The 24082-nt window shown below is 70.5% G+C and carries 24 protein-coding genes; 5 read left to right on the top strand and 19 right to left on the bottom strand.

Annotated elements, in window-relative coordinates:
* Positions 1-9: 9 nt before the first annotated feature.
* On the bottom strand, positions 10-1041 hold the full coding sequence (fbaA, locus tag H036_RS0108630; RefSeq protein WP_017934384.1) for a class II fructose-bisphosphate aldolase: 1032 nt from the start codon (positions 1039-1041) through the stop codon (positions 10-12).
* A 134-nt stretch (positions 1042-1175) separates the two neighbouring features.
* On the opposite strand from fbaA, the gene H036_RS0108625 reads away from it, so the two are divergent.
* Positions 1176-2063 (top strand): diacylglycerol/lipid kinase family protein, encoded by an 888-nt coding sequence (locus H036_RS0108625; protein WP_017934383.1) that lies wholly within the window; start codon positions 1176-1178, stop codon positions 2061-2063.
* A gap of 6 nt (positions 2064-2069) precedes the next feature.
* Here H036_RS0108625 and H036_RS0108620 read toward each other — a convergent pair whose 3' ends face one another.
* Positions 2070-2789, bottom strand: a complete 720-nt coding sequence (locus tag H036_RS0108620) for a TrmH family RNA methyltransferase (protein ID WP_017934382.1) — start codon at positions 2787-2789, stop codon at positions 2070-2072.
* A gap of 53 nt (positions 2790-2842) precedes the next feature.
* On the opposite strand from H036_RS0108620, the gene H036_RS0108615 reads away from it, so the two are divergent.
* On the top strand, positions 2843-3559 hold the full coding sequence (locus H036_RS0108615; protein WP_017934381.1) for a DedA family protein: 717 nt from the start codon (positions 2843-2845) through the stop codon (positions 3557-3559).
* Positions 3560-3595: 36 nt separating this feature from the next.
* Here H036_RS0108615 and pyrE read toward each other — a convergent pair whose 3' ends face one another.
* Positions 3596-4141 carry an orotate phosphoribosyltransferase gene (gene pyrE / locus H036_RS0108610; RefSeq protein WP_017934380.1) on the bottom strand — a complete coding sequence of 182 codons (546 nt, stop codon included), beginning with the start codon at positions 4139-4141 and terminating at the stop codon, positions 3596-3598.
* A gap of 18 nt (positions 4142-4159) precedes the next feature.
* On the opposite strand from pyrE, the gene H036_RS0108605 reads away from it, so the two are divergent.
* Positions 4160-5353 carry a pyridoxal phosphate-dependent aminotransferase gene (locus H036_RS0108605; protein ID WP_017934379.1) on the top strand — a complete coding sequence of 398 codons (1194 nt, stop codon included), beginning with the start codon at positions 4160-4162 and terminating at the stop codon, positions 5351-5353.
* A gap of 54 nt (positions 5354-5407) precedes the next feature.
* Here the strand turns inward: H036_RS0108605 and H036_RS24330 are convergent, their stop codons facing one another.
* The 4 genes from H036_RS24330 to clpB all read right to left on the bottom strand — a co-directional run bounded on the left by H036_RS24330 (position 5408) and on the right by clpB (position 10824).
* The gene (locus tag H036_RS24330) at positions 5408-5911 is read right to left on the bottom strand and encodes a DUF4231 domain-containing protein (RefSeq protein WP_157417187.1); all 504 of its coding nucleotides are present in this window, start codon (positions 5909-5911) and stop codon (positions 5408-5410) included.
* Positions 5912-6072: 161 nt separating this feature from the next.
* Complete coding sequence (locus H036_RS25335) at positions 6073-7278, bottom strand: hypothetical protein (RefSeq protein ID WP_051068640.1); 1206 nt, start codon at positions 7276-7278, stop codon at positions 6073-6075.
* Position 7279: 1 nt separating this feature from the next.
* Positions 7280-8119, bottom strand: a complete 840-nt coding sequence (locus H036_RS0108590; protein ID WP_017934377.1) for an aldo/keto reductase — start codon at positions 8117-8119, stop codon at positions 7280-7282.
* Positions 8120-8229: 110 nt separating this feature from the next.
* Positions 8230-10824: an ATP-dependent chaperone ClpB gene (clpB, locus tag H036_RS0108585; RefSeq protein ID WP_017934376.1), complete on the bottom strand. Its 2595-nt coding sequence runs from the start codon at positions 10822-10824 to the stop codon at positions 8230-8232.
* A gap of 216 nt (positions 10825-11040) precedes the next feature.
* On the opposite strand from clpB, the gene H036_RS25140 reads away from it, so the two are divergent.
* Positions 11041-11685, top strand: coding sequence for a hypothetical protein (locus H036_RS25140; protein WP_026145897.1), 645 nt, complete (start codon positions 11041-11043; stop codon positions 11683-11685).
* 18 nt (positions 11686-11703) lie between these two features.
* Here H036_RS25140 and H036_RS24860 read toward each other — a convergent pair whose 3' ends face one another.
* The 8 genes from H036_RS24860 to H036_RS0108540 form a co-directional block, all read right to left on the bottom strand.
* On the bottom strand, positions 11704-12609 hold the full coding sequence (locus H036_RS24860) for an Abi-alpha family protein (RefSeq protein ID WP_017934375.1): 906 nt from the start codon (positions 12607-12609) through the stop codon (positions 11704-11706).
* Positions 12606-13958 (bottom strand): hypothetical protein, encoded by a 1353-nt coding sequence (locus H036_RS0108570; protein WP_198289930.1) that lies wholly within the window; start codon positions 13956-13958, stop codon positions 12606-12608. Before H036_RS0108570 ends, H036_RS24860 begins: the two co-directional genes overlap by 4 nt.
* 105 nt (positions 13959-14063) lie before the next feature.
* Positions 14064-14531 carry a heat shock protein transcriptional repressor HspR gene (locus H036_RS0108565; protein ID WP_017934373.1) on the bottom strand — a complete coding sequence of 156 codons (468 nt, stop codon included), beginning with the start codon at positions 14529-14531 and terminating at the stop codon, positions 14064-14066.
* On the bottom strand, positions 14531-15715 hold the full coding sequence (gene dnaJ, locus H036_RS0108560; RefSeq protein WP_017934372.1) for a molecular chaperone DnaJ: 1185 nt from the start codon (positions 15713-15715) through the stop codon (positions 14531-14533). The genes H036_RS0108565 and dnaJ overlap by 1 nt, the downstream gene beginning before the upstream one ends.
* Before the next feature lie 117 nt (positions 15716-15832).
* The gene (gene grpE / locus H036_RS0108555; RefSeq protein ID WP_017934371.1) at positions 15833-16393 is read right to left on the bottom strand and encodes a nucleotide exchange factor GrpE; all 561 of its coding nucleotides are present in this window, start codon (positions 16391-16393) and stop codon (positions 15833-15835) included.
* The gene (dnaK, locus tag H036_RS0108550; protein ID WP_017934370.1) at positions 16390-18234 is read right to left on the bottom strand and encodes a molecular chaperone DnaK; all 1845 of its coding nucleotides are present in this window, start codon (positions 18232-18234) and stop codon (positions 16390-16392) included. Before dnaK ends, grpE begins: the two co-directional genes overlap by 4 nt.
* A 175-nt stretch (positions 18235-18409) precedes the next feature.
* Entirely contained in the window at positions 18410-19501 is a 1092-nt protein-coding gene (locus H036_RS0108545) for a hypothetical protein (RefSeq protein ID WP_017934369.1), read from the bottom strand.
* A 60-nt stretch (positions 19502-19561) separates the two neighbouring features.
* Positions 19562-20026, bottom strand: coding sequence for an NUDIX hydrolase (locus H036_RS0108540; RefSeq protein ID WP_017934368.1), 465 nt, complete (start codon positions 20024-20026; stop codon positions 19562-19564).
* 17 nt (positions 20027-20043) lie between these two features.
* Here H036_RS0108540 and H036_RS0108535 point away from each other — a divergent pair, with 17 nt between their 5' ends.
* On the top strand, positions 20044-20889 hold the full coding sequence (locus H036_RS0108535) for an aldo/keto reductase (RefSeq protein ID WP_017934367.1): 846 nt from the start codon (positions 20044-20046) through the stop codon (positions 20887-20889).
* An 80-nt stretch (positions 20890-20969) separates the two neighbouring features.
* On the opposite strand, the gene H036_RS0108530 is transcribed toward H036_RS0108535, so the two are convergent.
* The 4 genes from H036_RS0108530 to H036_RS25885 all read right to left on the bottom strand — a co-directional run bounded on the left by H036_RS0108530 (position 20970) and on the right by H036_RS25885 (position 23990).
* The gene (locus tag H036_RS0108530) at positions 20970-21551 is read right to left on the bottom strand and encodes a hypothetical protein (RefSeq protein ID WP_017934366.1); all 582 of its coding nucleotides are present in this window, start codon (positions 21549-21551) and stop codon (positions 20970-20972) included.
* 68 nt (positions 21552-21619) lie between these two features.
* Positions 21620-22594, bottom strand: coding sequence for a sucrase ferredoxin (locus H036_RS0108525; RefSeq protein ID WP_017934365.1), 975 nt, complete (start codon positions 22592-22594; stop codon positions 21620-21622).
* On the bottom strand, positions 22549-23565 hold the full coding sequence (locus H036_RS25665; RefSeq protein ID WP_017934364.1) for a JmjC domain-containing protein: 1017 nt from the start codon (positions 23563-23565) through the stop codon (positions 22549-22551). The genes H036_RS0108525 and H036_RS25665 overlap by 46 nt, the downstream gene beginning before the upstream one ends.
* Positions 23566-23666: 101 nt before the next feature.
* The gene (locus H036_RS25885) at positions 23667-23990 is read right to left on the bottom strand and encodes a hypothetical protein (protein ID WP_017934363.1); all 324 of its coding nucleotides are present in this window, start codon (positions 23988-23990) and stop codon (positions 23667-23669) included.
* Positions 23991-24082: the final 92 nt, after the last annotated feature.

Genomic DNA, 24082 nt, shown 5'->3' with positions numbered 1-24082 from the left:
TGCGGTGTCCTACTTGATCGATCGACCGGCCGAGCTGAGGTGCTGGCAGGCCTCGGTCACGCGGGCCGCCATGCCGGCCTCGGCTGCCTTGCCCCAGCTGCGCGGGTCGTAGAACTTCTTGTTGCCGACGTCGCCGTCGACCTTCAGCACGCCGTCGTAGTTGCTGAGCATGTGCCCGGCGACCGGGCGGGTGAAGGCGTACTGGGTGTCGGTGTCGACGTTCATCTTGACCACGCCGTAGGAGACCGCCGCCTCGATGTCCTGCTCGCTGGAGCCGGAGCCGCCGTGGAAGACCAGATTGAGCGGCTTGTCGCCCAGGGCGGTGCCGTACTTGGCGACGATCGCCTCCTGCGCGCTCTTCAGGATCTCCGGCCGCAGCTTCACGTTGCCCGGCTTGTAGACACCGTGCACGTTGCCGAAGGTGAGCGCGGTCATGTACTCGCCGTTCTCGCCGAGGCCGAGCGCGGCGACGGTGGCCAGCGCGTCCTCGGGGGTGCTGTAGAGCTTGTCGTCCATCGCACCGACGACGCCGTCCTCCTCACCGCCGACGACGCCCACCTCGATCTCCAAGATGATGTGGGCGGCCTTAGCCTTGGCCAGCAACTCCTCGGCGATCTGCAGGTTCTGGTGCAGCGGCACGGCCGAGCCGTCCCACATGTGCGACTGGAACAGCGGCGCCTCACCGCGAGCGACCCGCTCGGCCGAGAGCGCCAGCAGCGGGCGCACGAAGCCGTCCAGCTTGTCCTCGGGGCAGTGGTCGGTGTGCAGGGCGATGTTGACGTCGTACTTCTTGGCGACCTCGACGGCATACGCCGCGAACGCCACCGAACCGGTGACCATGTCCTTCACCGTGGAGCCGGAGAGGAACTCCGCGCCGCCGGTGGAGATCTGGACGATGCCGTCGGAACCAGCCTCGGCGAAGCCCGCCAGGGCCGCGTTCAGCGTCAACGAGGACGACACGTTGATGGCGGGGAACGCGAAGCCCTGCGACTTCGCGGTGGCGAGCATCTCGGCGTACTTCTCGGGGCTTGCGATCGGCATCGGGAACTCCTGTGACCAGTCGTACGGCGCATCCCGCACCGCTCCTGTCGACCGACAGTAGTGCGGGAACGGCCTGCTGAAACTTGGAGCGATCCAAGCGCGGGAACCCACCACCTACCCGCTACGGTCACCGCATGACTGCCTTCCTGGTGCTCACCTCGCCCGCCGCCGGCAACACCCAGGACGAGGTTGTCGAGCCCGCGCTGGAGGTGCTGCGCGCGGCCGGTCCGGTCGAGGTGATCGCCACCGGGACACCCGAGGAGCTCGATGCAGCGCTGCGCGAGCGGGGAGACCGCACCCTGGTGGTCGCGGGTGGCGACGGCAGCCTGCACGCGGTGGTCAACGGGCTGCACCGACGCGGTGAGCTCGACAAGGTGACCCTCGGGCTGCTGCCCCTAGGCACCGGCAACGACTTCGCCCGTGGCCTGGAGCTGCCGACCGAGCCGGCCGAATCGGCGAAGGTGATCCTGACCGGAAGGCCGCGCCTGCTCGACCTGCTCCTCGACGAGGACGACGGCGTGGTGGTCAACAGCGTGCACACCGGCGCCGGGGCTCAGGCAGCGCGCGCCGGGCGGGCCTGGAAGCAGCGCTGGGGTCGGGCGGGCTACGCCATCGGTGCGGTCCGTGCGGTGATCTCGCCGCCCGAGGTGCGGCTCCACGTCGAGGTCGACGGCGAGACCCTGTGCACGCCCGATGACCGGATCCTCCAGGTGGCGATCGGCAACGGCCGGTACGTCGGAGGCGGCGCTCCGCTGACCCCCGAGGCGGAGCCCGACGACGGGTACGCCGACATCCTGGTCGCCTCGACCCGCGGCCTCGGCGCCCGGCTGGCCTACGCCGCCGGCATGCTGCTCGGCCGGCACCACGAGCGCACCGACGTCACCTCGGTGCGCGGGCGAGAGGTGCGGGTCTCGGGCGAGGACTTCTGGTGCAGCGAGGACGGCGAGCTGACGGGCCCCTACCGCGAGCGGGCCTGGCGACTGCTGCCGGCGGCGTACGCGATCCTGGTGGGCAGCGCCTGACCGGGCTCATCCGCGCCAGGCATCCTCCGAGGACAGGTCGGCGTACTCCCGGATCCAGGTGTGCATCGCGATGGCCGCCGCCGAGGAGGCATTGATCGAGCGGGTCGAGCCGAACTGCGCGATCGAGAACGTCCCGTCGCACACCGCTCGCGCCTCCGCCGAGAGCCCGGGGCCCTCCTGGCCGAAGAGGAGGCAGACGTCGCGCGGCAGCCGCATCGTCTCCAGGTGCAGCGACCCGGGCAGGTTGTCGATGCCGAGCAGGCGCACCGGACCGCCGGGCAGCTGGTGCAGGTAGGCGGCCAGGTCCGGCACCGTCGGGTGGTGCCGGATGTGCTGGTAGCGATCGGTGACCATCGCCCCGCGCCGGTTCCAGCGGCGGTTGCCGACGATGTGGACCTCGGCGGCGAGGAAGGCGTTGGCGGTGCGCACGATGGTGCCGATGTTGAAGTCGTGCTGCCAGTTCTCGATGGCCACGTGGAAGCCGTGCCGACGGCTGTCGAGATCGGCGACGATCGCGGCCATCGTCCAGTAGCGGTAGCGGTCCACGACGTTGCGCCGATCCCCCTCGCGCAACAGGTCGGGGTCCCAGTGGTCTCCCTCGGGCAGCGGTCCGTCCCACGGCCCGACACCGACCTCCTCAGGGCCGTGCGGCATCGGGTCGTACGGCGCCCGAGCGGGGTCGTCGGCGACGCCCGATCCGGCCGCTGCTGCGTCGTCTTCATTCATCAGATGTGTCCGCCGTCATCGTATGTTCAGGTCCTGCAGATTAGGGTGCGTGTGTGCACGATCTTCTCGTCCAGGCCATCAGCCTTCATGACGTCACCCAATGGCTGAGCCCGGACTACCTGCTCCACCGCTTCGGCGCGGCCTTGTTCTGGGTCGGCATCATCGTTCTTTTCATCGAGTGCGGCCTGCTCTTCCCGTTCCTCCCCGGCGACACCCTGCTCTTCGCGATGGGCCTGTTCATCGCCGAGGGCAAGGTCGAGATCATCCCCGGGGGCCACGTCGCAGACCTGATCTTCGCGATCGTCGTCTACACGGCCGCCGCCTTCGCCGGGAACGTCACCGGCTACTACATAGGCGAACGGCTCGGGCCAGGGATCTACGAGCGCGACGGCAGGATCGTCAAACGCGAGTACCTCGACCAGACGTCTGCGTTCTTCGACAAGCACGGCCACACCGCACTGGTCGCCGGCCGGTTCGTGCCCTTCGTGCGCACCTACATCACGCTGGTCGCGGGCGTGACCAACATGCGCAAGCACGTATTCTTCGTCTGGAGTTTCATCGGCGCGGTGGCCTGGGTCGTGGCACTGACCCTGATCGGCTACGTGCTCGGCCGGTCGTTCCCGGGCCTGGGCAAGTACATCGACCTGGTCACCTACGGCCTGCTCGCCATCACCGTGGTCGTGCTGGCCATCGAGTGGCTGCGCAAGCGTCACGAGCAGTCGTCCAAGGCGAGCAGCCCGGGGCAGAACTCCGGCGTCGGCCACCACTGACCCAGCCCCGCCCCGGGCCGATTCCGGCGGGGCGGCTCAGCCCTGCTGGACAGCATCCAGCTCGGCGCGGGTGAGCACCGAGCGGATCGCCAGGTCGACGTCGCGCAGCGACTCCCCCGGCTCCGGCGAGCGGTCGATGGCGCACACCACGGTGTCGACGATCGCGCCCGCCGGCCGCAGCGCGTTCACCGCGTCGCGGACCGCACCCCCCGAGGTGATCACGTCCTCGATCAGGGTCACCCGCCTGCCGTCGTACGCCGGGCCCTCGGCCAGCTTCGCGGTGCCGTACTCCTTGGCCTTCTTGCGGATGAAGATCACCGGGATGCCGGTCTTGGCCGAGACCATGGTGGCGATCGGGATGCCGCCCATCTCCAGGCCGCCGAGCAGCTCGGTGCCCTCCGGGAGGAGCTCGACCATCCGGGCGGCGACGCGCTCGAGCAGGGCGGGCTGGGCCTCGAAGAGGTATTTGTCGAAGTAGGTGTCGCTCACCTGGCCCGAGCGCAGGGTGAAGGTGCCGTGCAGGCGGCAGGCGGCGTCGATGTCGGCGGCAAGAGTCGCGTCGTTCAGGGGCAGATCGGTCACGCCGCTAGCCTAAAGCGCGTGACCGTGTCGCGCCTGCGGGGCATCCCTCCCACGATCTTCGCCGAGATGTCCGCGCTGGCGACGGCGACCGGTGCGATCAACCTGGGCCAGGGGTTCCCGGACGTCGATGGGCCGGCGGACGTGGTGGAGCGCGCCGTGGCGGCGCTGCGCGGAGGCGCGAACCAGTACGCCCCGGGCCCCGGCGTACCCGTGCTGCGGGAGGCCGTCGCTCGGCACCAGCAGCGGCACTACGGCTTGGACCTCGACCCAGCCACCCAGGTGGTGATCACCACCGGAGCCACCGAGGCGATCGCGGCCGCCATCCTCGGACTGGTCGAGCCGGGCGACGAGGTGGTGCTGCTCGAGCCCTACTACGACTCCTACCCGGCGATGATCACGATGGCAGGAGGCGTACGCCGCCCGGTCACCCTCCGGGCCCCCGACTTCCGGCTGGACGTGGCCGCACTGCGGTCCGCGGTGAGCGAGCGGACCCGGGTGATCCTGCTCAACACTCCGCACAACCCGACCGGGACGGTGCTCACCCGCGCCGAGCTGCAGGCCGTCGCCGACGTGGCGGTCGAGCACGACCTCATCGTGGTCACCGACGAGGTCTACGAGCACCTGACCTACGGCACCGGGACCCACCACAACGAGCACCATCCGCTCGCCACGCTGCCGGGGATGTTCGAGCGGACGCTGACCCTGTCCAGCATCGGCAAGTCCTACTCGTTCACCGGCTGGAAGGTCGGCTGGGCGAGCGGGCCCGCGCACCTGGTCGCGGCGGTGCTGGCCGCCAAGCAGTGGCTGACCTTCACCTCGGGAGCACCGCTGCAACCTGCCGCGGCGTACGCCCTCGACGAGGAGCCGGACTGGCCGGCCCGGCTGGCCGCCTCGTTGCAGGAGCGGCGCGATCTGCTCTGCGAAGGCCTGCGCGCCCTCGGGCTGGCCGTGACGGTGCCGCAGGGCACCTACTTCGCCACCACCGACATCACCGGCCTCGGCTGGGCCGACGGCGACGCGTTCTGTCGGGCACTGCCAGGGCGCGCGGGGGTGGTGGCGATCCCGACCCAGGGGTTCTACGACCCTGACCGCGATGCCGCCGACAACCCCGGCCGGCAGCTGGTGCGCTGGGCGTTCTGCAAGCGACCCGAGGTGGTCGAGACGGCGCTGGAACGGCTGGCGGGCAGCGACCTCAGCGGGCCGCGGGGATAGTCCTGGACGATCTGGCTGGTCGATCGGCGTCCTGGCCGGCCACATCGTCCAGGACTATCCCGCCGCCGGCCTCGACCTGTACCAGCGACCGGCCGGCGGGAGCAGCAGGAGTAAGGCCGAGAGTGCGGCAGCCACGCCGAGGAGCACGACCACGACACCGGTGACCACTTCGCCGGCCGCATCGTCGTCGACGATCAGGCAGATGCCGATGAACGCGACGAGCACAGCAGAGGCGAAGCCGAGCACGATCGTGACGACGCGTGCCCACTGCCTCCTGGCCAGGGCGAGGGCACCGAAGACGATGGCGGTGACGCAGAGGGCGATAGCGAGGCCCAACACCGCCAGGCTGACCGCCGTCGCAGCGCTGCTCAGATGGTCCTCGGGGTCGGAGTCCGCGTGGAGGGCGAAGACCCCGATCACACCGAGGAGCAAGCAGGCGATGGTCAGGCCGATCATCACGAACGCGATGACGACGCCAGCCACCACCACACCGGGCCGCGGCTCCTTGGCGACGTACCACGGCCCGTGTGCCACCTGGGACGGGTTCGGTGGCGGCATCGGCGGGAGCCCCGGGGACCCAGATGGTGGCCCCGACGGCGGGCCAGGCGGTGACTCGGAGCCGGGCGGCGGCCCGGGCGGGATCTGGTTCGGGTACGGCGGGGGCGCGCCGTACGGATTTCCGTACGAACCGTAGGCGTCAGACATCTCAGGCCGTCGTCTCAGGCGCCGGGCCAGGAGCCGCCGGGATAGACCGGCGGTGCGGGCGGCCGGGCTCCGCCGCCGGCGAACCAGTCGCTGGAGGAGCGCTGGTACAGCAGCACGATCGTGGCGATCGCACCGGCCAGGGGCAGCACCGCGACGACCGAGGTGATCGTGATGAGGCTCGTCAGGATGGTGAGCGCCGAGAACACCGTGAGCACCACCCGCGCACCCCGCGAACGACGAAGCACGAAGATCGCCACCACGATCGCCGCCAATGCGACCACCACCACGAAGCCTCCGATCACCGCCAGCCCGACCGCAAGCTCGTGGGAGGTCACATTCGTGATGTCGTAGCCCCGATCCGCCAGGTCGCTCAACAGATCGTCGGACACCGCCGCGCCGACCACTGCCAGGATCACCCCGAGGATCGCGGTGACGCCGGACAGGACGATGGTGATGATCACCGCCGCCGTCACCGGACCCGGTCGGGGCCCGACCTCACCCGGCCGGCCCCCTTGGGGCGCGTACGGCGGGTATGGCTGCTGCGGCTGCTGCGCGTGCGGGTTCGGCGGCCAGGTGCCGGGCTGAGGCGGCGGCGCCGGAGCCGCACCGTAGGGCGGCTGCCCGAACGGCGGAGGCGGCTGCTGACCGTAAGGCCCGGCAGGCGGCGCAGGGATGGGCGGCGGCACAGGGGCAGCCGGCTGCACGGGACCGGCGGAGCCGGACGGGGTGGGCGAGGCAGGCGGCCGTGGCGCATCGCTCATGGCCTGCATCTTGCCCGGAGCGGCCGGGTCGAACCATGCGTTCGCCGAAGGAAGCCACAGCACCACCACCCCGAAACCGACGAGCAACGCGAAGATCGGACCGCTGGCCAGTCCGGCGAGGACCAGCGGCACCCCGATCACCAGCAGCGCGATCCGCGCCGAACGGGAACGCTGCAGTGCCTGCCAACCGAGGATCGCAGCGGCGGCGGCACAGGCACCGGAGACCATGCCGAGGACCTTGAGCACCTCCAGCCAGGTGTCGACGGTGATGGTGAGGCCGCTCGGCTGGTCGGCGACGAGTCGCTCGACGGTGGTGCGGGTGTCCAGGCTGTGCAGCGTGGAGATCTGCTGGAACGCGCTGATGACCAGCGCCACCGAGCCGAGCACGACGCCCCAGCCGGCGTAGGTGACCTGCTGGGGACGCGGCGATGTCGGGTTCGCGGGGCCGGGCTCGGCCAACTCAGAGCTCCTCGTGCGTGTCCGGGTCGCCGTCGAAGAGCCGGCCGTCGGGCCGGCCCAGGGCGCTGATGGCGCTGACCTCCGCCTCGGTCAGCTCGAAGTCGAAGAGCGAGAGGTTCTCCACCTGCCGCGACGGGGTCGCGGACTTCGGGATCGGGATGGAGCCGAGCTGGACGTGCCAGCGCAGGATCACCTGCCCCGGTGTGACGCCCAGGCGAGCGGCGGCGGCCTTGACCGGCTCCGCGTCGTACTGGCCCTGACGCTTGCCCATCGGGCTCCACGCCTCGGTCTGGATGCCCAGCTCGGCGTGGACCGCGCGCATCTCGGCCTGCGGGAAGAGCGGGTGCAGCTCGATCTGGTTGACCACCGGGGTCACCCCGGTCTCGGCGATGATGCGGCGCAGGTGCGCCTCGGTGAAGTTGGAGACGCCGATGGACCGGACCAGACCCTGCTTCTGCACCTCGATCAGGGCCTGCCATGCCTCGACGTAGAGGTCACGCGACGGGTTGGGCCAGTGGATGAGGTGCAGGTCGAGATGGTCGAGGCCGAGCCGGTGCAGCGACTCCTTGGTCGAGGCGATGGCCTCGTCGTAGGCGTGGTGACGACCGGGGATCTTGCTGGCGACCTGGACCTCGTCGCGTGCCAGGCCGCTGCGGCGCAGCGCCTCGCCGACCTCGGCCTCGTTCTCGTAGTTGACCGCCGTGTCGAGCAGCCGGTAGCCGTTCGACAGGGCGCTGGTGATCGCCTGGATGCCCTCCTCGCCGCGCAGCGGGTAGGTGCCGAAGCCGACCGCGGGCAGGGTGGTGCCGTCGTTGAGGGTGTACGTCGGGACGTTGCTCACCCCACGATCCTACGGAGCCGGACGGCCGACCGCTCACCCCACGCGTGAGGCAGCGCCGTCGACCGCACCCCGGGCCACCCGGGGTGCGGTGCCGAACACGGCCTTCGGCGTCAGGAGATGACCAGGCCGCTCTCGCCCGCGTCGACGACCACGTGGCCGCCGTCGCCGACCTGGCCGCCGATCAGCATCTTGGCCAGCTGGTCGCCGATCGCGGACTGCACCAGTCGCCGCAGCGGCCGGGCGCCGTACGCCGGGTCGTAGCCGACCTCGGCCAGCCACTCCTTGGCCGCCGTGCTCACCTCGATGGTGATCCGGCGCACCGCGAGCCGCTTCTCCAACGATGCCAGCTGCAGGTCGACGATGTGGGTCAGCTGCTCCTTGGTCAGAGCCTCGAAGACCACGATCTCGTCGAGCCGGTTGATCAGCTCGGGCTTGAAGCTCTGCCGCACCACCGCCATCACCGATTCGCGCTGCTTCTCGGGCTCCAGGGTGGGGTCGGTCAGGAACATCGAGCCGAGGTTGCTGGTCAGGATGATGATGGTGTTGCGGAAGTCGACCGTGCGGCCCTGGCCGTCGGTGAGCCGGCCGTCGTCGAGCACCTGCAGCAGGATGTCGAAGACCTCGGGATGGGCCTTCTCCACCTCGTCGAGCAGGACGACGGAGTAGGGCCGCCTGCGGACCGCCTCGGTCAGCTGACCGCCCTCGTCGTACCCGACGTAGCCCGGAGGGGCACCGACCAGGCGCGCCACCGAGTGCTTCTCGGCGTACTCCGACATGTCGATGCGCACGATCGCGCGCTCGTCGTCGAAGAGGAAGTCGGCCAAGGCCTTGGCCAGCTCGGTCTTGCCGGTGCCGGTCGGCCCCAGGAAGAGGAAGGAGCCCACCGGTCGGTTCGGGTCGGCGATGCCGGCCCGCGAGCGGCGTACGGCATCGGAGACGGCCGTGACGGCCTGGCTCTGGCCGATCAGCCGACGGCCGATGACCTGCTCCATCTCCAGCAGCTTGGCGGTCTCGCCCTGCAGCATCCGGCCGGTCGGGATGCCGGTCCAGGCCTCGATCACCTCGGCGATCTGCTCGGGACCGACCTCGTCGCCCACCAGCGGCTGGCTCTCGCCGACCTCGGCGGCCTTCTCCGCATCCTTGGCCTGCTCGATCTGCCACTCCAGGGCCGGGATCCGGCCGTAGAGCAGCTCGGAGGCACCGCCGAGGTCGCCCTCGCGCTGCAACCGCTCGGCCTCGCTGCGCAGCTGGTCGAGCTGGCGGCGCAGCTCGCCCTCGCCCTCCAGCGAGGACTTCTCCCGCTCCCAGCGGATCTCCAGGCCGCGCAGCTCCTCCTCCTTGTCGGCGAGGTCGGCGCGCAGCGCGGCCAGCCGCTCGGCAGAGGCATCGTCGCTCTCCTTGGCGAGCGCGAACTCCTCCATCTTGAGCCGGTCGACCTGGCGGCGCAGCTGGTCGATCTCCTCGGGGCTGGACTCGATCTCCATCCGGAGACGGGACGCGGCCTCGTCGATCAGGTCGATCGCCTTGTCCGGCAGCTGGCGACCGCTGATGTAGCGGTCGGACAGGGTCGCGGCGGCGACCAGGGCGGCGTCGGTGATCCGGACGCCGTGGTGCGCCTCGTACTTCTCCTGGATCCCGCGCAGGATCTGGATGGTGTCCTCGACCGACGGCTCGCCGACGAAGACCTGCTGGAAGCGTCGCTCCAGTGCGGGGTCCTTCTCGATCGACTCGCGGTACTCGTCGAGGGTGGTGGCGCCGATCATGTGCAGCTCGCCGCGGGCCAACATCGGCTTGAGCATGTTGCCCGCATCCATCTGGCTCTCGCCGCCGGCGCCGGCACCCACGACGGTGTGCAGTTCGTCGATGAAGGTGATCACCTGGCCCTCGGCCTGCTTGATCTCCTCCAGCACGGCCTTGAGCCGCTCCTCGAACTCGCCGCGGTACTTCGCACCGGCGACCATCGCCGCAAGATCCAGGCTGAGGACGCGTCGACCCTTGAGCGAGTCCGGTACGTCGCCGGCGACGACGCGCTGTGCCAGGCCCTCGACGACGGCGGTCTTGCCGACGCCGGGCTCGCCGATGAGCACCGGGTTGTTCTTCGTGCGCCGGCTCAGCACCTGGATCACGCGCCGGATCTCGGCGTCGCGGCCGATGACCGGGTCGAGGCGACCCTCCTCGGCTGCGGTGGTGAGGTCGACGGAGTACTTCTCCAGCGCCTCGTAGGTGGACTCGGCGTCCTGGCTGGTGACCCGACGGCTGCCGCGGATGGCACTGAGCGACTCGCGCAGGCCCTCGGCGGTCAGGCCCGCTTCGGTCAGCACCCGCTTCGCGCTGCTCTCCACCGTGGCGATGCTGATCAGGAGGTGCTCGGTGGCGACGTACTCGTCCTTCATGGACTGCGCCAACTCGAGCGCGCCCGCAAGGACGCGCGAGAGCACGCCGCTGCCGCTGGGCTGGCCGACCGTCTCGCCGGAGACCCGCGGCAGCGCGTCCCGCTGGGCCGCGGCCGCACGCACCAACGCCGGTGCGTCGGCGCCGGCCTTGCTGACGAGGTTCGCGGCACTGCCGTCCTCCTGGAGGAGGAGCGCGACGAGGAGGTGGATCGGCTCGATGGTGGAGTTGCCGGCGGTGGTCGCCGACAGCTGGGCGGCCTCGATGGCCTCCCGGCTCTTGGTGGTGAACTTGTCGACCCCGAACTGACTCATCTGTGTCTTGTTCTCCTGCTGACGTGTGGACGTGTGACCCAGCACAGCCGGCTGCTGCCTACACCGGACAGTGTGCTGCCCACTGTGCCCAACACACCAGAAGTTGAGTCCATTCCACTCAACTTCAGATTCGCTCGAGGTTTGGATCTCTGGTCATCTGGAACTATTCGGATAGTCCGAACGGGCTACCCGCGTCGCCCGGCAACGAGGAGTTCCATGCCGTTTCTCACCCACGACCTGCCGCGCGGCGGCCGCCACGTCGCCCCGCCGCCGACGGTTCCCGACGCCTCCGCACGGACCCGACTGCGGCAACTGCTGCCGGTCGGGCTGCTGGTCGCCGCGACCGGGGCCGGCGTCGTCGCCGCCCCCGTCATCGGTGGCGCCGCTTCCGCCGACGGGAGCCACCACGGCGGTGGCCGGGCCGAGACTCAGGCCGAGACTCAGGCCGGTCCCAATACCTCGCCTCAGGCGCCCTCGTCGCAGCCGGCCGTGCCGCAGGCCGCGACGGCATCGGCCGTCGCGCCGGGCACCGACCTGGTGCCTGCGGCGTACGTGCTGTCCTCGGGCAAGCACCGCGCCGCCGTCGGCGGCGAGCCGCTGGCGGCGCCGGCCGGCGGCAAGCACCGTGCGGGCTCCGGCGCGCACGCCGACAGCACCCATGCCGCGAAGGCGAGCGCGGCCGCCACCGCCCCGACAGCCACCGCGAGCACCTCTGCTCCGGCCGCCACCACGTCGACGTCGGCCACGTCCGGTCGCGGCGCCGCAACGACCGGCACCGGCAGTACGTCGAACGGACTCGTCGCTGGCGTGGTCGGCACGGTCACCGACGCCGTGGGCGGCCTGCTCGGCGGCACGGACTGACGCCGCAGGACCTCGTCGCTAGCCCTTCGGAGGCTCCGAGGTGTCCGAGGCGACCGGCGCGGAGTGCTCCGGGAAGTCGGCATCCGGGTCATCGACCAGGCAGGCCCGGCAGAAGCCGACGCCGAACGGAGTGAGCTGGATGGAGCGCCGCACGACCCGGGTGGCCCGAGTGGCGTGCAGCGCGGCCAGCACGTCCGGCTGCGCCTCGACGACCTGATACTCCAGCGGGTCCTTGAGCTGTTCGCGAGAGAACCAGATCAGCCCGAGTCGGAAGAGGTTGTTGAGGTAGGCCGGCACCTGGTCGACGTGCTTGAGCCCGGCGCGCGCGCCGATCATGTTGAGCTGTGCCGCGATCAGGTTCGAGGAGACCATCCCCATCGGACCGCCGGTCCGCACGTCCACGCTCGGCTGAGGGCCGCCCTGGACCAGCAGCACCAGGATGCGTGCCTCGTCGGGCGCCAGCTCGCCCAGGATGCGGGCGTACGCCGGATGCGCGCTGTCGTCGTCCCACACGTCGCGCGAGCGCGCCAGCAGCGCTTCGCCCTGCTCCCGCAGCGAGCGTCGCGCGGCCAGGGCCTTCTCCTCGCGGGTGCGGGGAGCGTCGCGGTGACCGGGGTGGCTGAGCGCCTGACCCACATGAGCCACCGCCTCGCCGACGGTCATCCCGGAGCCGATCCCCTTGGCCACGTCAGCCACCACGCCCGAGGCCGCGGCGACTCCGGCGGCGATGTCGACGGCCAGGTGGGGATTGACGACAGCACCGGCGACCCGGCGCCCGGTGCGTACCCCGGCGACCACGCCCCACTGCGCCGTGCGCAGCCATGACGTCGCCGCCAGTCGCGCGATGCCGGGCAGAGCCTCGACGGCCGAGCCGCGGCGTACGTCGGGGAGACGTTCGTCCGGGACGCTGTCGTGGTCGCTCATCGTCCGCCTCCCAGGCCGAAGATCGAGAGGTGGATGAAGCCACCCACCGCGCCCATGATCGCGCCGTGTGCGTAAAGCATCCACTCATCCTCCTTGATGGCCGAGCGCATCATCTCCACGAAGTCACGTGGCGGCAGCTCCTTGGTGCGCTGCGCGATCAGCACCCTGATCCTGTCCGACTGCTGCCGGCTGAACTCCTCGTCCCGGAAGGGCGTCAGCGTCCGGTCGACGGCCTCGGTCGCGAATCCGGTCTTGATCGCCTCGTAGGACCGCGGGCCGAGGGCGATCCGCGCCGCACCCCGGGCCAGGCCGGCCGCCTTGTCGATCGCCGGACCGAGGGCCGTCATCAGCATCTGCCGGGTGCGGTCGCCGCTGGGCCCGTCGACCAGGAAGTCCCCGATCCGCTCCAGCGTGATCACATCGTCGGCGATGATCTGGGCGTAGACCTCGGCGGCCTCGTCCTGGCGGCGGAGGAACAGGCCGTGGAACCTGATGCCGAAGTAGCGGGTGGGCTCGACCGGCTCGAAGATCAGCCACATGCCGAGCAGGTTGGTCAGCCAGCCGACGCCGATGCCGAGGATCGGCAGCAGGTACCACTCCTGGAACCAGTGATCGATGAAGGCGACCGGGATACCGAACAGGAAGCCGAAGACGAACCCGATGTTGACCATCGTGTTGAGCTCCGTCTGGCCGATGTCCTTGAAGACCTTGACGACCAGGTCGGGGTGGGCGCGGAAGTGCTCGATCACCATGATCTTGGGGTCGAGCAGCTGGTCGATGTGGGTGCCGATCTCATCGGTGATGCTGTGCACCACCCCCGGCAGCTGGGCCTGGACGCGGGCGACGACGGCGCGCTTGGCCGGTACCGGCAGATCGCGCCAGGCGGCCGGGTTGGTGCGCCGCATGACGTCGTCCACCACGGCCGGGATCTCGGGCTCGAACAGCGTGACGATGTGCTCGGCGATCCGGTCGGGCTCGAGCTGCTGGTAGAACTCCGCCGGCGTGCCGAGCTTGGCGATCGCCTTGTCCACCGCGATGCTGCCCATCTTCGCGGCACGCGCGGGCACGATCCCCTGCCAGCCGACACCACCTTGCAGGATCCCCGGGATCTCCTGGATCTTGCGCGGGAGCAGCCGCGCGAGCTCGGCCATCCCCTTGATCCGTACGCCGTGGAAGCGGATCGGGTAGAAGAGCATGATCAGGCCGGTCCAGTTGATCAGCCAACCGATCACGCCGGTGAAGACCGGGATCGAGAGGAAGCCGAGCCAGTCGCCGACGGTGTCGAGGTTGCTGAGGTTCCAGTCGACGTTGCCCAGATAGTGCTTGAGATGCTCGAGCGTCGGGCTCACCACCTTCTCCACTGACGACGACGCCCCATGCCTCGTCTGCCGTGCGGTGTGAGACTAGTGCTACTCGCCAGTCACCGGGATCGCTCGTCCAACGCCCTGGTCGCGTCAGCGACCGCGGCGCCAGACCACCACGGACTGGCCCACGTCGGGCGGCCGGATGGCCGGCACCCGGGAGGTCGCGGCCGAGGACGTACGACGCACGGCGAGCGCATCCCGCAGTGCGTCGCGGGTCGCGACCAACTCGGCGGCCAGCTCCTCGTTGCGCGCCACGAGGGCGGCGACCTTGTTCTCCAGGTCGAGGATGCGGCGTACGCCTTCGATGCCGATGCCTGCCGCCGTGAGGTCGGCGATGGTGCGCAGCAGCTCGATGTCGCGGTGTGAGTAGCGTCGGCCACCGCCGCCGGTCCGACCGGGGGTGATCAGCCCCATCCGCTCGTAGGTGCGCAAGGTCTGCGGGTGCAGCCCGGTCAGCTCGGCCGCCACCGAGATGACATAGACGGCCAGGTCCTGATCGGGCGCTGCCGGGCCGGGGTTCGCCGGCCGACCTCCCCCGCTCGGGACGCGGCCGGCCATTACTGCGCAGCCTCGTCGAAGAGCTTGCTGCGCAGCGGCTTGTGCGCGGTGGCGGCCCGGAAGGCCTCCACGGCAGCGCGAGCCTCACCGTCGAGGACCGCCGGCACCTGCACCTCCACGGTCGCGAGCAGGTCGCCCATGGTGCCGTCGGACTTGCGAGCACCCTTGCCGCGGACACGGAACGTGCGACCGTTCGGCGTACCGGCCGGGAGCTTGAGCGTGACCGGGCCACCCGACAGGGTGGGCACCTTCACGTCGGCACCCAGCGCCGCCTCGTCGAAGGAGATGGGTACGTCGATGGTCAGGTTGTCGCCCTTGCGCCCGAAGACGCGGTGCGGCGTCACCCGGACCGTGACGTAGAGGTCGCCGGCCGGACCGCCGTTCTCGCCCGAGCCGCCCTTGCCGCGCAGCCGGATCCGCTGGCCGTCCTTGACACCGGCGGGGATGCGCGCCTGGATGGTGCGCGAGGAGGCGCCGCGGCCACTGCCGTGGCAGGTCGGGCAGGGCTCGTCGTAGATGAGCTGTCGGCCGCCGCAGCGCGGGCAGGTCTCGTTCATCGAGAACGCACCGCCGACGCTCTGGGTGATGTAGCCGGCACCCTCGCACTCGGGACACACGCGCGGCTTGGTGCCCGGCTTGCCGCCGGTGCCGGCGCAGTCGGGACACGGGGCGTCGGAGGAGAGCCGCAGGGAGATGGTCACGCCCTCGAGCGACTCGGTGAAGCCGATCGTCGCCGTCGACTCGACATCCTGGCCCTTGCTCGGCCGCTGTCGCGACTGCCGTCGGCCGGTGCCGCCGAAGAGGTCGCCGAACATGTCGCCGAAGCCGCCACCACCGGACTGGGCGCGGTCGCCGAAGAGGTCCTCGAAGTTGTAGCCGCGACCGCCGGTGCTGCCACCGGGGAACCCGCCGCCGGGAAAGCCCCCGCCGAAGCCGCCACCGTAGAGCGAGCGCATCTCGTCGTACTTCTTGCGCTTGTCGGGGTCGCCGACGACGTCGTACGCCTCGGCGACTCGCTTGAACCGCTCGTGCTTGGCGGCGTCGTCCGGGTTGGAGTCGGGATGGTTCTCCCGCGCCAGCTTGCGGTAGGCCTTCTTGATCTCATCGGCGCTGGCTTCCTTGCCGACACCGAGCTCCTTGTAGAAGTCCTTGGTGGCCCAGTCGGACCGGTACTCCTCTGCCATGCGGGTCCTTCCTCCTCCCTCGTTGAATAGGGGATTTCGCAGGAGTGAATCAGGGATCTTGCAGGACGGCCAGGAGCGGAACTCCCGATTCGACGCTGCAAGATCCCCGATTCGACGTCACTCGGGGTCGACCACCAGCACCTGCGCGGCGCGGACCACCCGCTCACCGATCCGGTAGCCCGCCTTGGCCAGCACCTTGACGGTGGTCACCTCGACGTCCGGGTCGGTGCCCAGGTGGGACAGCGCCTCGTGCAGCTGCGGGTCGAACGGCTCGCCGGGCTCGCCGAACTTGCTCAGCCCCAGGCTCAGGACGATCCGCTCCAGCTGGTCGGCGACCGCCTTGAAGCCGCCCTCGACCTCGCCGTGCTCACGGGCACGGTCGATGGTGTCGAGCACCTCCACGATCGGAGCCAGCACCTTGTACGTCGCATTCTGCGCCACCAGCTCGCGGTCGCGATCGACGCGCTTGCGGTAGTTGACGTACTCGGCCTGGAGCCGCTGAAGGTCGCCGGTCAGCTCGTCGATCTTCGACTGGAGGTCGGTCTCCGGCGCCTCGTCGACGGCCTCCGGGTCCGAACCTGCTGCGTCGGCCGAGCCCCCGTCGGCCGAGCTCGTCGAGGCCTGCGCCTCGACGGGCTCGGCGTCCGCGGCGTCCGGCGAGCGCTGCTCGTCGGTCACTTGTCCTCGCCCGGCTCGTCGACGATCTCGGCGTCGACCACGTCGTCGTCGGCCTCGCCGGTCGCGCCGGTGGTGCCGCCCGCAGCAGCCTGGTCGGCCTCGGCCGCGGCGTACATCGCGGCACCCATCTTCTGGCTCGACTCACCGAGCTTGCTGATGGCGGCCGAGATCTCGTCCTTGTCGGCCTCGGCGTTCTCCAGGACGGCCTTGAGCGCGTCCAGGTCGGCCTGCACCTCGGTCTTGATCTCCTCGGAGATCTTGTCCGCGTTGTCGGTCAGGAACTTCTCGGTGGAGTAGACCAGCGAGTCACCCTGGTTGCGCACCTCGACCGCCTCGCGACGCTTGGCGTCCTCCTCGGCGTACTGCTCGGCCTCGCGGACCATCCGGTCGATCTCGTCCTTGCCGAGGGCCGACCCACCCGAGATGGTCATGGACTGCTCGCGGCCCGATGCCTGGTCCTTGGCGGAGACGTGCACGATGCCGTTGGCGTCGATGTCGAAGGTGACCTCGATCTTCGGCACGCCACGCGGTGCCGGCGGCAGGCCGGTCAGCTCGAAGTTGCCGAGTGCCTGGTTCTGCGCCCAGATCGCGCGCTCGCCCTGGGCCACCTTGATCTCGACCGACGGCTGGTTGTCATCGGCCGTGGTGAAGATCTCCGAACGCTTGGTCGGGATGGTGGTGTTGCGCTCGATCAGGGTGGTGAAGACACCGCCCTTGGTCTCGATGCCCAGGCTGAGCGGGGTGACGTCGAGGAGCAGGACGTCCTTGACCTCGCCCTTGAGGACGCCGGCCTGCAGGGCGGCGCCGACGGCGACGACCTCGTCCGGGTTGACGCCCTTGTTGGGCTCCTTGCCGCCGAGCAGCTCCTTGACCAGGTCGGTCACGGCCGGCATGCGGGTCGAGCCGCCGACGAGTACCACGTGGTCGATGTTGGCGACGGAGACTCCGCCGTCCTTCAGCACGCTCTGGAACGGCACCTTGGTGCGGTCGAGCAGGTCGGCAGTGATCTTCTGGAACTCCGCGCGGGTGAGCGTCTCCTCGAAGTGGAGCGGGCCGCTCTCGCCGTGCGTGATGTAGGGCAGGTGGATCGTGGTGTTCTGCGAGGAGGACAGCTCGATCTTCGCCTTCTCCGCCGCCTCCTGGAGACGCTGGGTGGCGATCTTGTCCGCGCTCAGGTCGACGCCGTTGGCGTTCTTGAACTTGGTCACCATCCACTCGACGACCCGGTTGTCCCAGTCGTCGCCACCGAGGTGGTTGTCGCCGCTGGTGGCCTTCACCTCGACGACGCCCTCGCCGATCTCGAGGAGGGACACGTCGAAGGTGCCGCCACCGAGGTCGAAGACGAGGATGGTCTGGTCCTCGCCCTTGTCCAGACCGTAGGCCAGCGCCGCGGCGGTCGGCTCGTTGACGATGCGGGCGACGTTGAGGCCCGCGATCTCGCCGGCCTCCTTGGTGGCCTGGCGCTGGGCGTCGTTGAAGTACGCCGGCACGGTGATGACCGCGTCGGTCACCGGCTCACCGAGGTAGGCCTCGGCGTCGCGCTTGAGCTTCTGCAGCACGAAGGCGCTGATCTGCTGGGGGGTGAACTTCTTGTCGTCGATCTCCACCGACCAGTCAGTGCCCATGTGGCGCTTGACCGAGCGGATGGTGCGGTCGACGTTGGTGACCGCCTGACGCTTGGCGACCTCGCCGACGAGAACCTCGCCGGACTTTGCGAACGCGACGACGGAGGGGGTGGTGCGCGCACCCTCCGCGTTCGCGATGACGGTGGGCTCGCCGCCCTCAAGAACCGACACCACGCTGTTGGTGGTGCCGAGGTCGATGCCGACCGCACGTGCCATGGGTGTTACCTCCGAAGTGTTTGTGGTGCTCTACGACCATCCTGACGCGCTTCGGCCAGTCTGGCAAACAAGTTGAGCGAGATCAACTCAACTTTGTTCATTCGTCTGAACGCACACACGACCTCGCCCATTCCCGCACGGCAGCTGACACCCCGGACCGGGGCGGGTCGGTCGATCAGCGCAGCGCGACAGGGATGCCGCCACTGACCCGGTAGGGGAACGAACCGGCCTGGACCGACGTCCCGACCCTCGCGCCGTGCAGGACGGCGGTGTAGGCACCCGCCAGGTCCCAGTCGGTGTCGAAGCACACGAGCGGGTTCGCGTCCGGCGTGTCGGGGATGAACCCGGCGCTGTACTGAGGCGGGTTCGTCCCCGACGTCCAGCCGGCGGCCCAGCTCTGCTCCCCGGTCGTGACCTTCGCCGACGGCACGCCCTGGAGGTCCGGATAGGTCCACGACTCGATCCCGATGAAGGTCGAGCCAGAAGTAGCGCGGGCCGCGGCCTGCAGCGCCGGCGCGACCACGTCACCACCGTCGAAGACGAAGGTCGTCGGCCAGGCCGGGGCACGACGTACGCACGGCTTCGACGACGCGTCCTGCCGCCGGAACCCGGCCGGGACGCTCACCACCAGATCGCCGTCCACAGCCCGGGAGAGTCGCACCTCACCGGCCGGCGGAGTCGGACTCAAGCGGTAGACGTCGTCGGCGCCGGCGACCGCGTAGACGACGTCGCTGAGGTAGAGCGCGTCGTGCGCCTTGCGCGTCGCCACGGCCCGCGCAACCGCCACCGCACGCTTCTCGGCCTTGTGCCGCGCCCGCTTCGAGACACCCGCCCGCTTCAACGCCACCGTCGCCCGGCTCGCGGCCCGCTTGGCGTCCTTGCGGGCCGCGGCCGCCGTCCTGCCCTTGCCCGAGACGCTCCGGTGCGTGACGCCGCGGCCGCTCGCCGTCTGGGTGGTGCTGGCGGCCGCACCGGCGGACCCGTCGGGGCAGATGCCGGTGACGAGCCGCACCGTCGCGCTGCCCTGGGTGGCGGTGAGTCGGATGCGGGCGACGTACGCGTGCTTGTGCCGCTTCGTCACCGTGGTCGCGCTGCGGCTGACCTTGACCTTCGCAGGTGCATGCGCGTGGCGCTGCGCGATGCTCTGGCTCGGCGCGCAGGCGGCACCGGCCGGTGCGGTCACGGTGCCGGGCAGGAGCGCGAGGGCGCCGGTGAGCAGGGGGAGGGCGCCTGCGAGGGCGAGCGTCCTGGGTGCGCGGATGTTCATCGGATCCCGAGTCCTTCGAGCAGGCGAGTCACCGGCCCCAACGGGCCGGTCGCCCAGGACTTACCCCGCTACAAACCCGCTCAACCGCAATCCGGTGTCGACCATGCTGGTGTGCGGCAGTCCGGCCACGTCGGCCAGCGCGAACCAGCGCGCCTCGTCGGTGGTGCCGTCGGCCTCGTTCGCAAGCTCACCGCCGACGATCCTCGCGGAGAAGAAGACCCGGACAGCCTTCAGCGGGCGGCCGGTGTCGGTACGCCGCTCGTCCGGACCGAACACGTCCGTCTCGATGCCCAGCAGCCCGACGAGCTCGACGTCGTACCCGGTCTCCTCACGGACCTCCCGGACGGCACCGTCCTCGACCGTCTCGCGCAGCTCAACGCCGCCGCCGGGCAGCGTCCAGCGCTTGCGGTCCTCCTCGTTCCACAGCGCGAGCAGCACCTCCTCGCCGCGCACCACGACGGCGTAGGCGGCCAGTCGGGTGTCGTACTCGGTGTAGTGGGGAGCGGGGTGGGAGGCCTGGGTCACGTGTCTATTGTCGCGGTATGGCCGTTCCATCACTGACACTTCACGATCAGACCACCATCCCCCAGTTCGGCATCGGCGTGTGGCAGGTGCCGCCGACCGACTCCGAGCGCGTCGTGAGCGAGGCTCTGGAGCTGGGCTACCGCCATGTCGACACCGCGCAGATGTACGGCAACGAAGCGGGCGTCGGAGCCGCGATCTCGGCCTCGGGCCTGGCCCGCGACGATGTCTACGTGACCACGAAGCTGAACAACAGCTTCCACGAGCCTGCCAAGGCCCGCGAGTCACTGAAGAGGTCCCTGGACGAGCTCGGCCTCGACCAGGTCGACCTGTTCCTCATCCACTGGCCGCTGCCCACCCGGTACGGCGGAGACTTCACCGCCACGTGGGCCGCGCTCATCGAGCTGCGCGAGGCCGGGCTGACCCGCTCGATCGGCGTCTCGAACTTCCAGCCCGCACACCTGGACACGATCGTGCAGGCGACCGGCGTCGTACCGGTGGTGAACCAGATCGAGCTGCATCCCTACTTCGACAACCCGGCCCGGCCGGCGACCCTGGAGCACGGCGCACTCGTGCAGGCCTGGTCGCCTCTGGGTCAGGGTGGCGGCGAGCTGACCGACCCGGTCATCACCGCACTGGCGGACAAGCACGGCAAGACGCCTGCCCAGGTGGTGCTGCGCTGGCACCTCGACCGCGGCGACATCGTGTTCCCGAAGTCGACTCATCGCGAGCGGCTGGCGGAGAACATCGACGTCTTCGACTTCACCCTCAGCGACGACGAGGTCACCTCGCTGAACGCGCTGGACAAGGGTGAGGCCGGCCGGACCGGGCCCAACCCCGACACCTTCGACTGGATCCCCAACTGAGGCGTTCGCCGAACTGAGCGTCCGCCGAGCCTGTCGAGGCGCCTCGACAGGCTCGGCGGACCTCGGCGGGCGTAGGCGAGTCAGCCGACGGTGACGGCGACGACGTTGGAGACCTCACCGGAGGTGGTGTCGCGCACGCGGAACTTCTGCACGCCCAGCTGACCCGTCTGCACGTACGTCGAGAACTGCCCACCCGAGACCGCGGCGTCGACCGACAAGAAGTCCTGCCACTTGCCGTCGAGCTTGCGCTGCACCTGCAGGATCGCGCCCTCGCCGCCGGGATAGACGCCGGTGAGGTCGATCTGCTGCATCGGCGCGACAGCCGTCTCGCCGGCCGAGAGGGTGATCTGCTTGGCCGCCGACGAGGTCGCGCTGGGGCTCTCGCTGGGCGTGGCCTGCTCGGTCGGCAACACGGCGCCGGACTGCTGCGGCGCCAGCGTGACCAGCGGATCGCTGTTGGTCGGCGTGGGGCTGGGCGTGGGCAGGTAGAGGGTCTGGCCGGCGGAGGACGAGCCGTTGTCGTCGCTGCCGACCCCGGCCACGTGGGAACCGACGAGGGTCACGATGCCGAGCACCACCCCGACCGCCACCGTCACGGCGACCAGCGCGATCAGGCCAGCGGCGATCGGGTGCTTCTCATCCTGGCGCGGCTGGTGTGGCACGGACGTCCTTCCTCGAGCAGGTCGCGCCCATCCTCTCAGGAATCACCAAGCAGCGACGAAACCGCTCCTCACACCCGCTCGAGGCCCACGATCTGGTGCTGCAGTGCGACCTGGTCACGGACCGCCCGGCACGTCAGCGTGACGGGATCGGAGTGGGTGGTGCGCACCCGTACGGCGTACGCCTGTCCGTCGTGGACGAAGGTGGTGTCGGTGACCAGCCCGTCCCCCTTCGCCGCCTCGCCGGTCTGGGCGCGGGTGGCGAGGCGCAGGCCACCGGGCGAGGTCAGGCCGAGGTGGCGGCGCAGCGCGATCTCCGCGGCCTGGACCGGCATCGGATAGCAGCTACGACCTCGCAGGTGGTCCAGCTCGACGTCGCCGGCGATGCGCGCCCGAGCGATGGCGACGGCGGACTCCGGGTCGAGGCGACCGTAGTAGAAGCCGTCGGGAGCCACCAGCATGTTCGCCGCGAACCTGTCGCCGCCCAGGTGGGAGACCTCCCAGACGTGCTCGGGCAGCACGCTCGCCAGGGCAGCCGCGACCGGCCGGCCCCGCTCGGCACAGCACGCGTCGTGCCGGCCGTGGGTGCAGACAGCGAAGACCGGCTCGTCGTGGGCCTCCAGGCCGAGCGAACGCCCGGCACGCAGCTCGGCGAGGTCGAGGTCGAGCACGGCACGCGGGTCGTCGAGCAGCGCGGTCTCGGTCCAGGAGTACGGCGCCCGCGCGTGCACGGCGAAGATCCGCCGACCGGCGTCGGCTGCGGCACCCGGTCCGGCCGTGGCCGTGCGTCCGGGCCGGCGGATCAGCAGCAGCCGCACCCCGGCCGCGCTCGCATGTGCGCGCAGTTCCTCGCCGACGCCGTCGGGCAGGCGGGCGTCGCGCAGCGCGTTGACGCCCCACGGGCCCGGGTGCTCGAGCATCAGGAAGGCCGAGACGGTGGATGCGCTGCCGGCCAGGTCCTCCCATCGGGCCTCGCTGGAGGCCGAGCAGCGGAAGTCGCTCAGCGTGCCACCTCGAGCATCCCCTCGCGGACCAGTCGCCGGCACAGCACCAGCCGGCTCTGCTCGTCGAGCGCCAGTTCGGAGGGCGTGAACGTCTCGGCGCCCCGGATCTGCTCGAGTGTCGGCCGGATCCGCGCCGGGAGGGTGAGCACCCGGTCGCCCAGCAGCACGTCGATCCGGTCGCCGGGGACGTCGCGGAGCACGCACGGCCGACCGGGTCGGCGGCGCAGTGCCGTGGCGTCGAGGATCTCGGTCACCGCGTCGAGCAGGCCGCCGGCGAAGCGGGGGGTGCGTGCGGTCAGGAAGCGGCGTACCTCCGCCTCGGCGGCGGCTCCCACCTCTACGGCCTCGATCCGGTCGGCGAGCTCGCGCAGTCGCGCGGCCAGGCCGTCCTGGAGGGCGGCCGGGTCATCGAGGTAGCCGGCCGGGAGGTGCTCGTCAGGAGGCAGCACGCCCTCGACCGTACGGCGCAGCAGCCCGCGCCAGGTGAGCTGGTTGATCCCGATCGTGACGTGCAGCGAGACCGTCTGCTGCGTCCGGGCGGCGTGCGGCGTCCCGGTGGGAAGGTAGAGCGAGAGGCCGGGCTCCATCGTGATCGCCTCGACGGTCGGGGTCTCCTCGCGGGCGGTGGTGATCTCCCAGTCCTTGGTGCCGGCCGTCTGGAACACGAAGACGTCGTGGGTATCGCTGTGGGTGGCGAAGCCCTGCGAACCGGGCGGCGTGAGGTAGGCGTTGGCCTGGCAGGGGTGGCCCAGCTCCAGCTCAAGCTCGGCGACCAGGTCGGCGAGCGGCTGGTGATAACGGTGCAGCCCCTGGAAGACGATGGTCGCGCCGTCGCGGAACAGCGCCAGCGCCTTGGCCGGGTCGACCAGGCCGCTGAGCTGCTGGCCGGCGATGGTGGCGTGCCGGGTGAACCGTTTCTCCGGCAGCACGCTGCCGGACTGCGCGATCCGCAGCGCGGGTGTGCGCAGGGCCGAGGCGGTCAGCAACCGGTCGGCGTCCTCCAGCGACAGCAACCCGACCAGCTCGGCCGGGTCGGCGCGGTGCAGGTGGGTGCGGGACGCCCAGATCTTCTCGGTGAAGAGCCGGGCGTCCCCACTCAGCAGGTCGAGGGCGCTCAGGACAGCCCGCCCGCAACGCCGTCGGTGCCGTCGGTGCCATCGCCGTCGGTGCCGTCGGTCCCGTCACCATCCGTGCCGTCGGTCCCGTCACCGTCGGTGCCGTCGGTCCCGTCACCATCCGTGCCGTCCGTCCCGTCACCGTCGGTGCCGTCGGTCCCGTCACCATCCGTGCCGTCAGTCCCGTCACCGTCGGTGCCATCGGTCCCATCACCGTCCGTGCCGTCACCGTCGCTGCCGCCGGGCTGGGGCGCGTCGGCGGGACCGGCGTACGTCGTCGTCATGTCCTCGTCGGTGAGCGACTCTTCGGGAAGATCGGTCATGGCTGCCTCCAAGCAGGTCGGTGGTTGGTGCTTGCGCCGGTACCCACCCGGGCATTCGTCACACACCGGTCACCCGGCCTGTCGGTGCGATG

The organism is Nocardioides sp. Iso805N (assembly GCF_000364605.1).
Lineage (GTDB): Bacteria > Actinomycetota > Actinomycetes > Propionibacteriales > Nocardioidaceae > Nocardioides.
This window is presented reverse-complemented; position numbering and strand designations above follow the sequence as displayed.

Excerpts from the sequence above, each read along its gene's own strand:
- fbaA (WP_017934384.1), bottom strand. The coding sequence starts at position 1,041 with ATGCCGATCGCAAGCCCCGAGAAGTACGCCGAGATGCTCGCCACCGCG.
- H036_RS0108625 (WP_017934383.1), top strand. The coding sequence starts at position 1,176 with ATGACTGCCTTCCTGGTGCTCACCTCGCCCGCCGCCGGCAACACCCAG.
- H036_RS0108620 (WP_017934382.1), bottom strand. The coding sequence starts at position 2,789 with ATGAATGAAGACGACGCAGCAGCGGCCGGATCGGGCGTCGCCGACGAC.
- H036_RS24330 (WP_157417187.1), bottom strand. The coding sequence starts at position 5,911 with ATGCCGCCACCGAACCCGTCCCAGGTGGCACACGGGCCGTGGTACGTC.
- clpB (WP_017934376.1), bottom strand. The coding sequence starts at position 10,824 with ATGAGTCAGTTCGGGGTCGACAAGTTCACCACCAAGAGCCGGGAGGCC.
- H036_RS25140 (WP_026145897.1), top strand. The coding sequence starts at position 11,041 with ATGCCGTTTCTCACCCACGACCTGCCGCGCGGCGGCCGCCACGTCGCC.
- H036_RS24860 (WP_017934375.1), bottom strand. The coding sequence starts at position 12,609 with ATGAGCGACCACGACAGCGTCCCGGACGAACGTCTCCCCGACGTACGC.
- H036_RS0108565 (WP_017934373.1), bottom strand. The coding sequence starts at position 14,531 with ATGGCCGGCCGCGTCCCGAGCGGGGGAGGTCGGCCGGCGAACCCCGGC.
- dnaJ (WP_017934372.1), bottom strand. The coding sequence starts at position 15,715 with ATGGCAGAGGAGTACCGGTCCGACTGGGCCACCAAGGACTTCTACAAG.
- dnaK (WP_017934370.1), bottom strand. The coding sequence starts at position 18,234 with ATGGCACGTGCGGTCGGCATCGACCTCGGCACCACCAACAGCGTGGTG.
- H036_RS0108545 (WP_017934369.1), bottom strand. The coding sequence starts at position 19,501 with ATGAACATCCGCGCACCCAGGACGCTCGCCCTCGCAGGCGCCCTCCCC.
- H036_RS0108535 (WP_017934367.1), top strand. The coding sequence starts at position 20,044 with ATGGCCGTTCCATCACTGACACTTCACGATCAGACCACCATCCCCCAG.
- H036_RS25885 (WP_017934363.1), bottom strand. The coding sequence starts at position 23,990 with ATGACCGATCTTCCCGAAGAGTCGCTCACCGACGAGGACATGACGACG.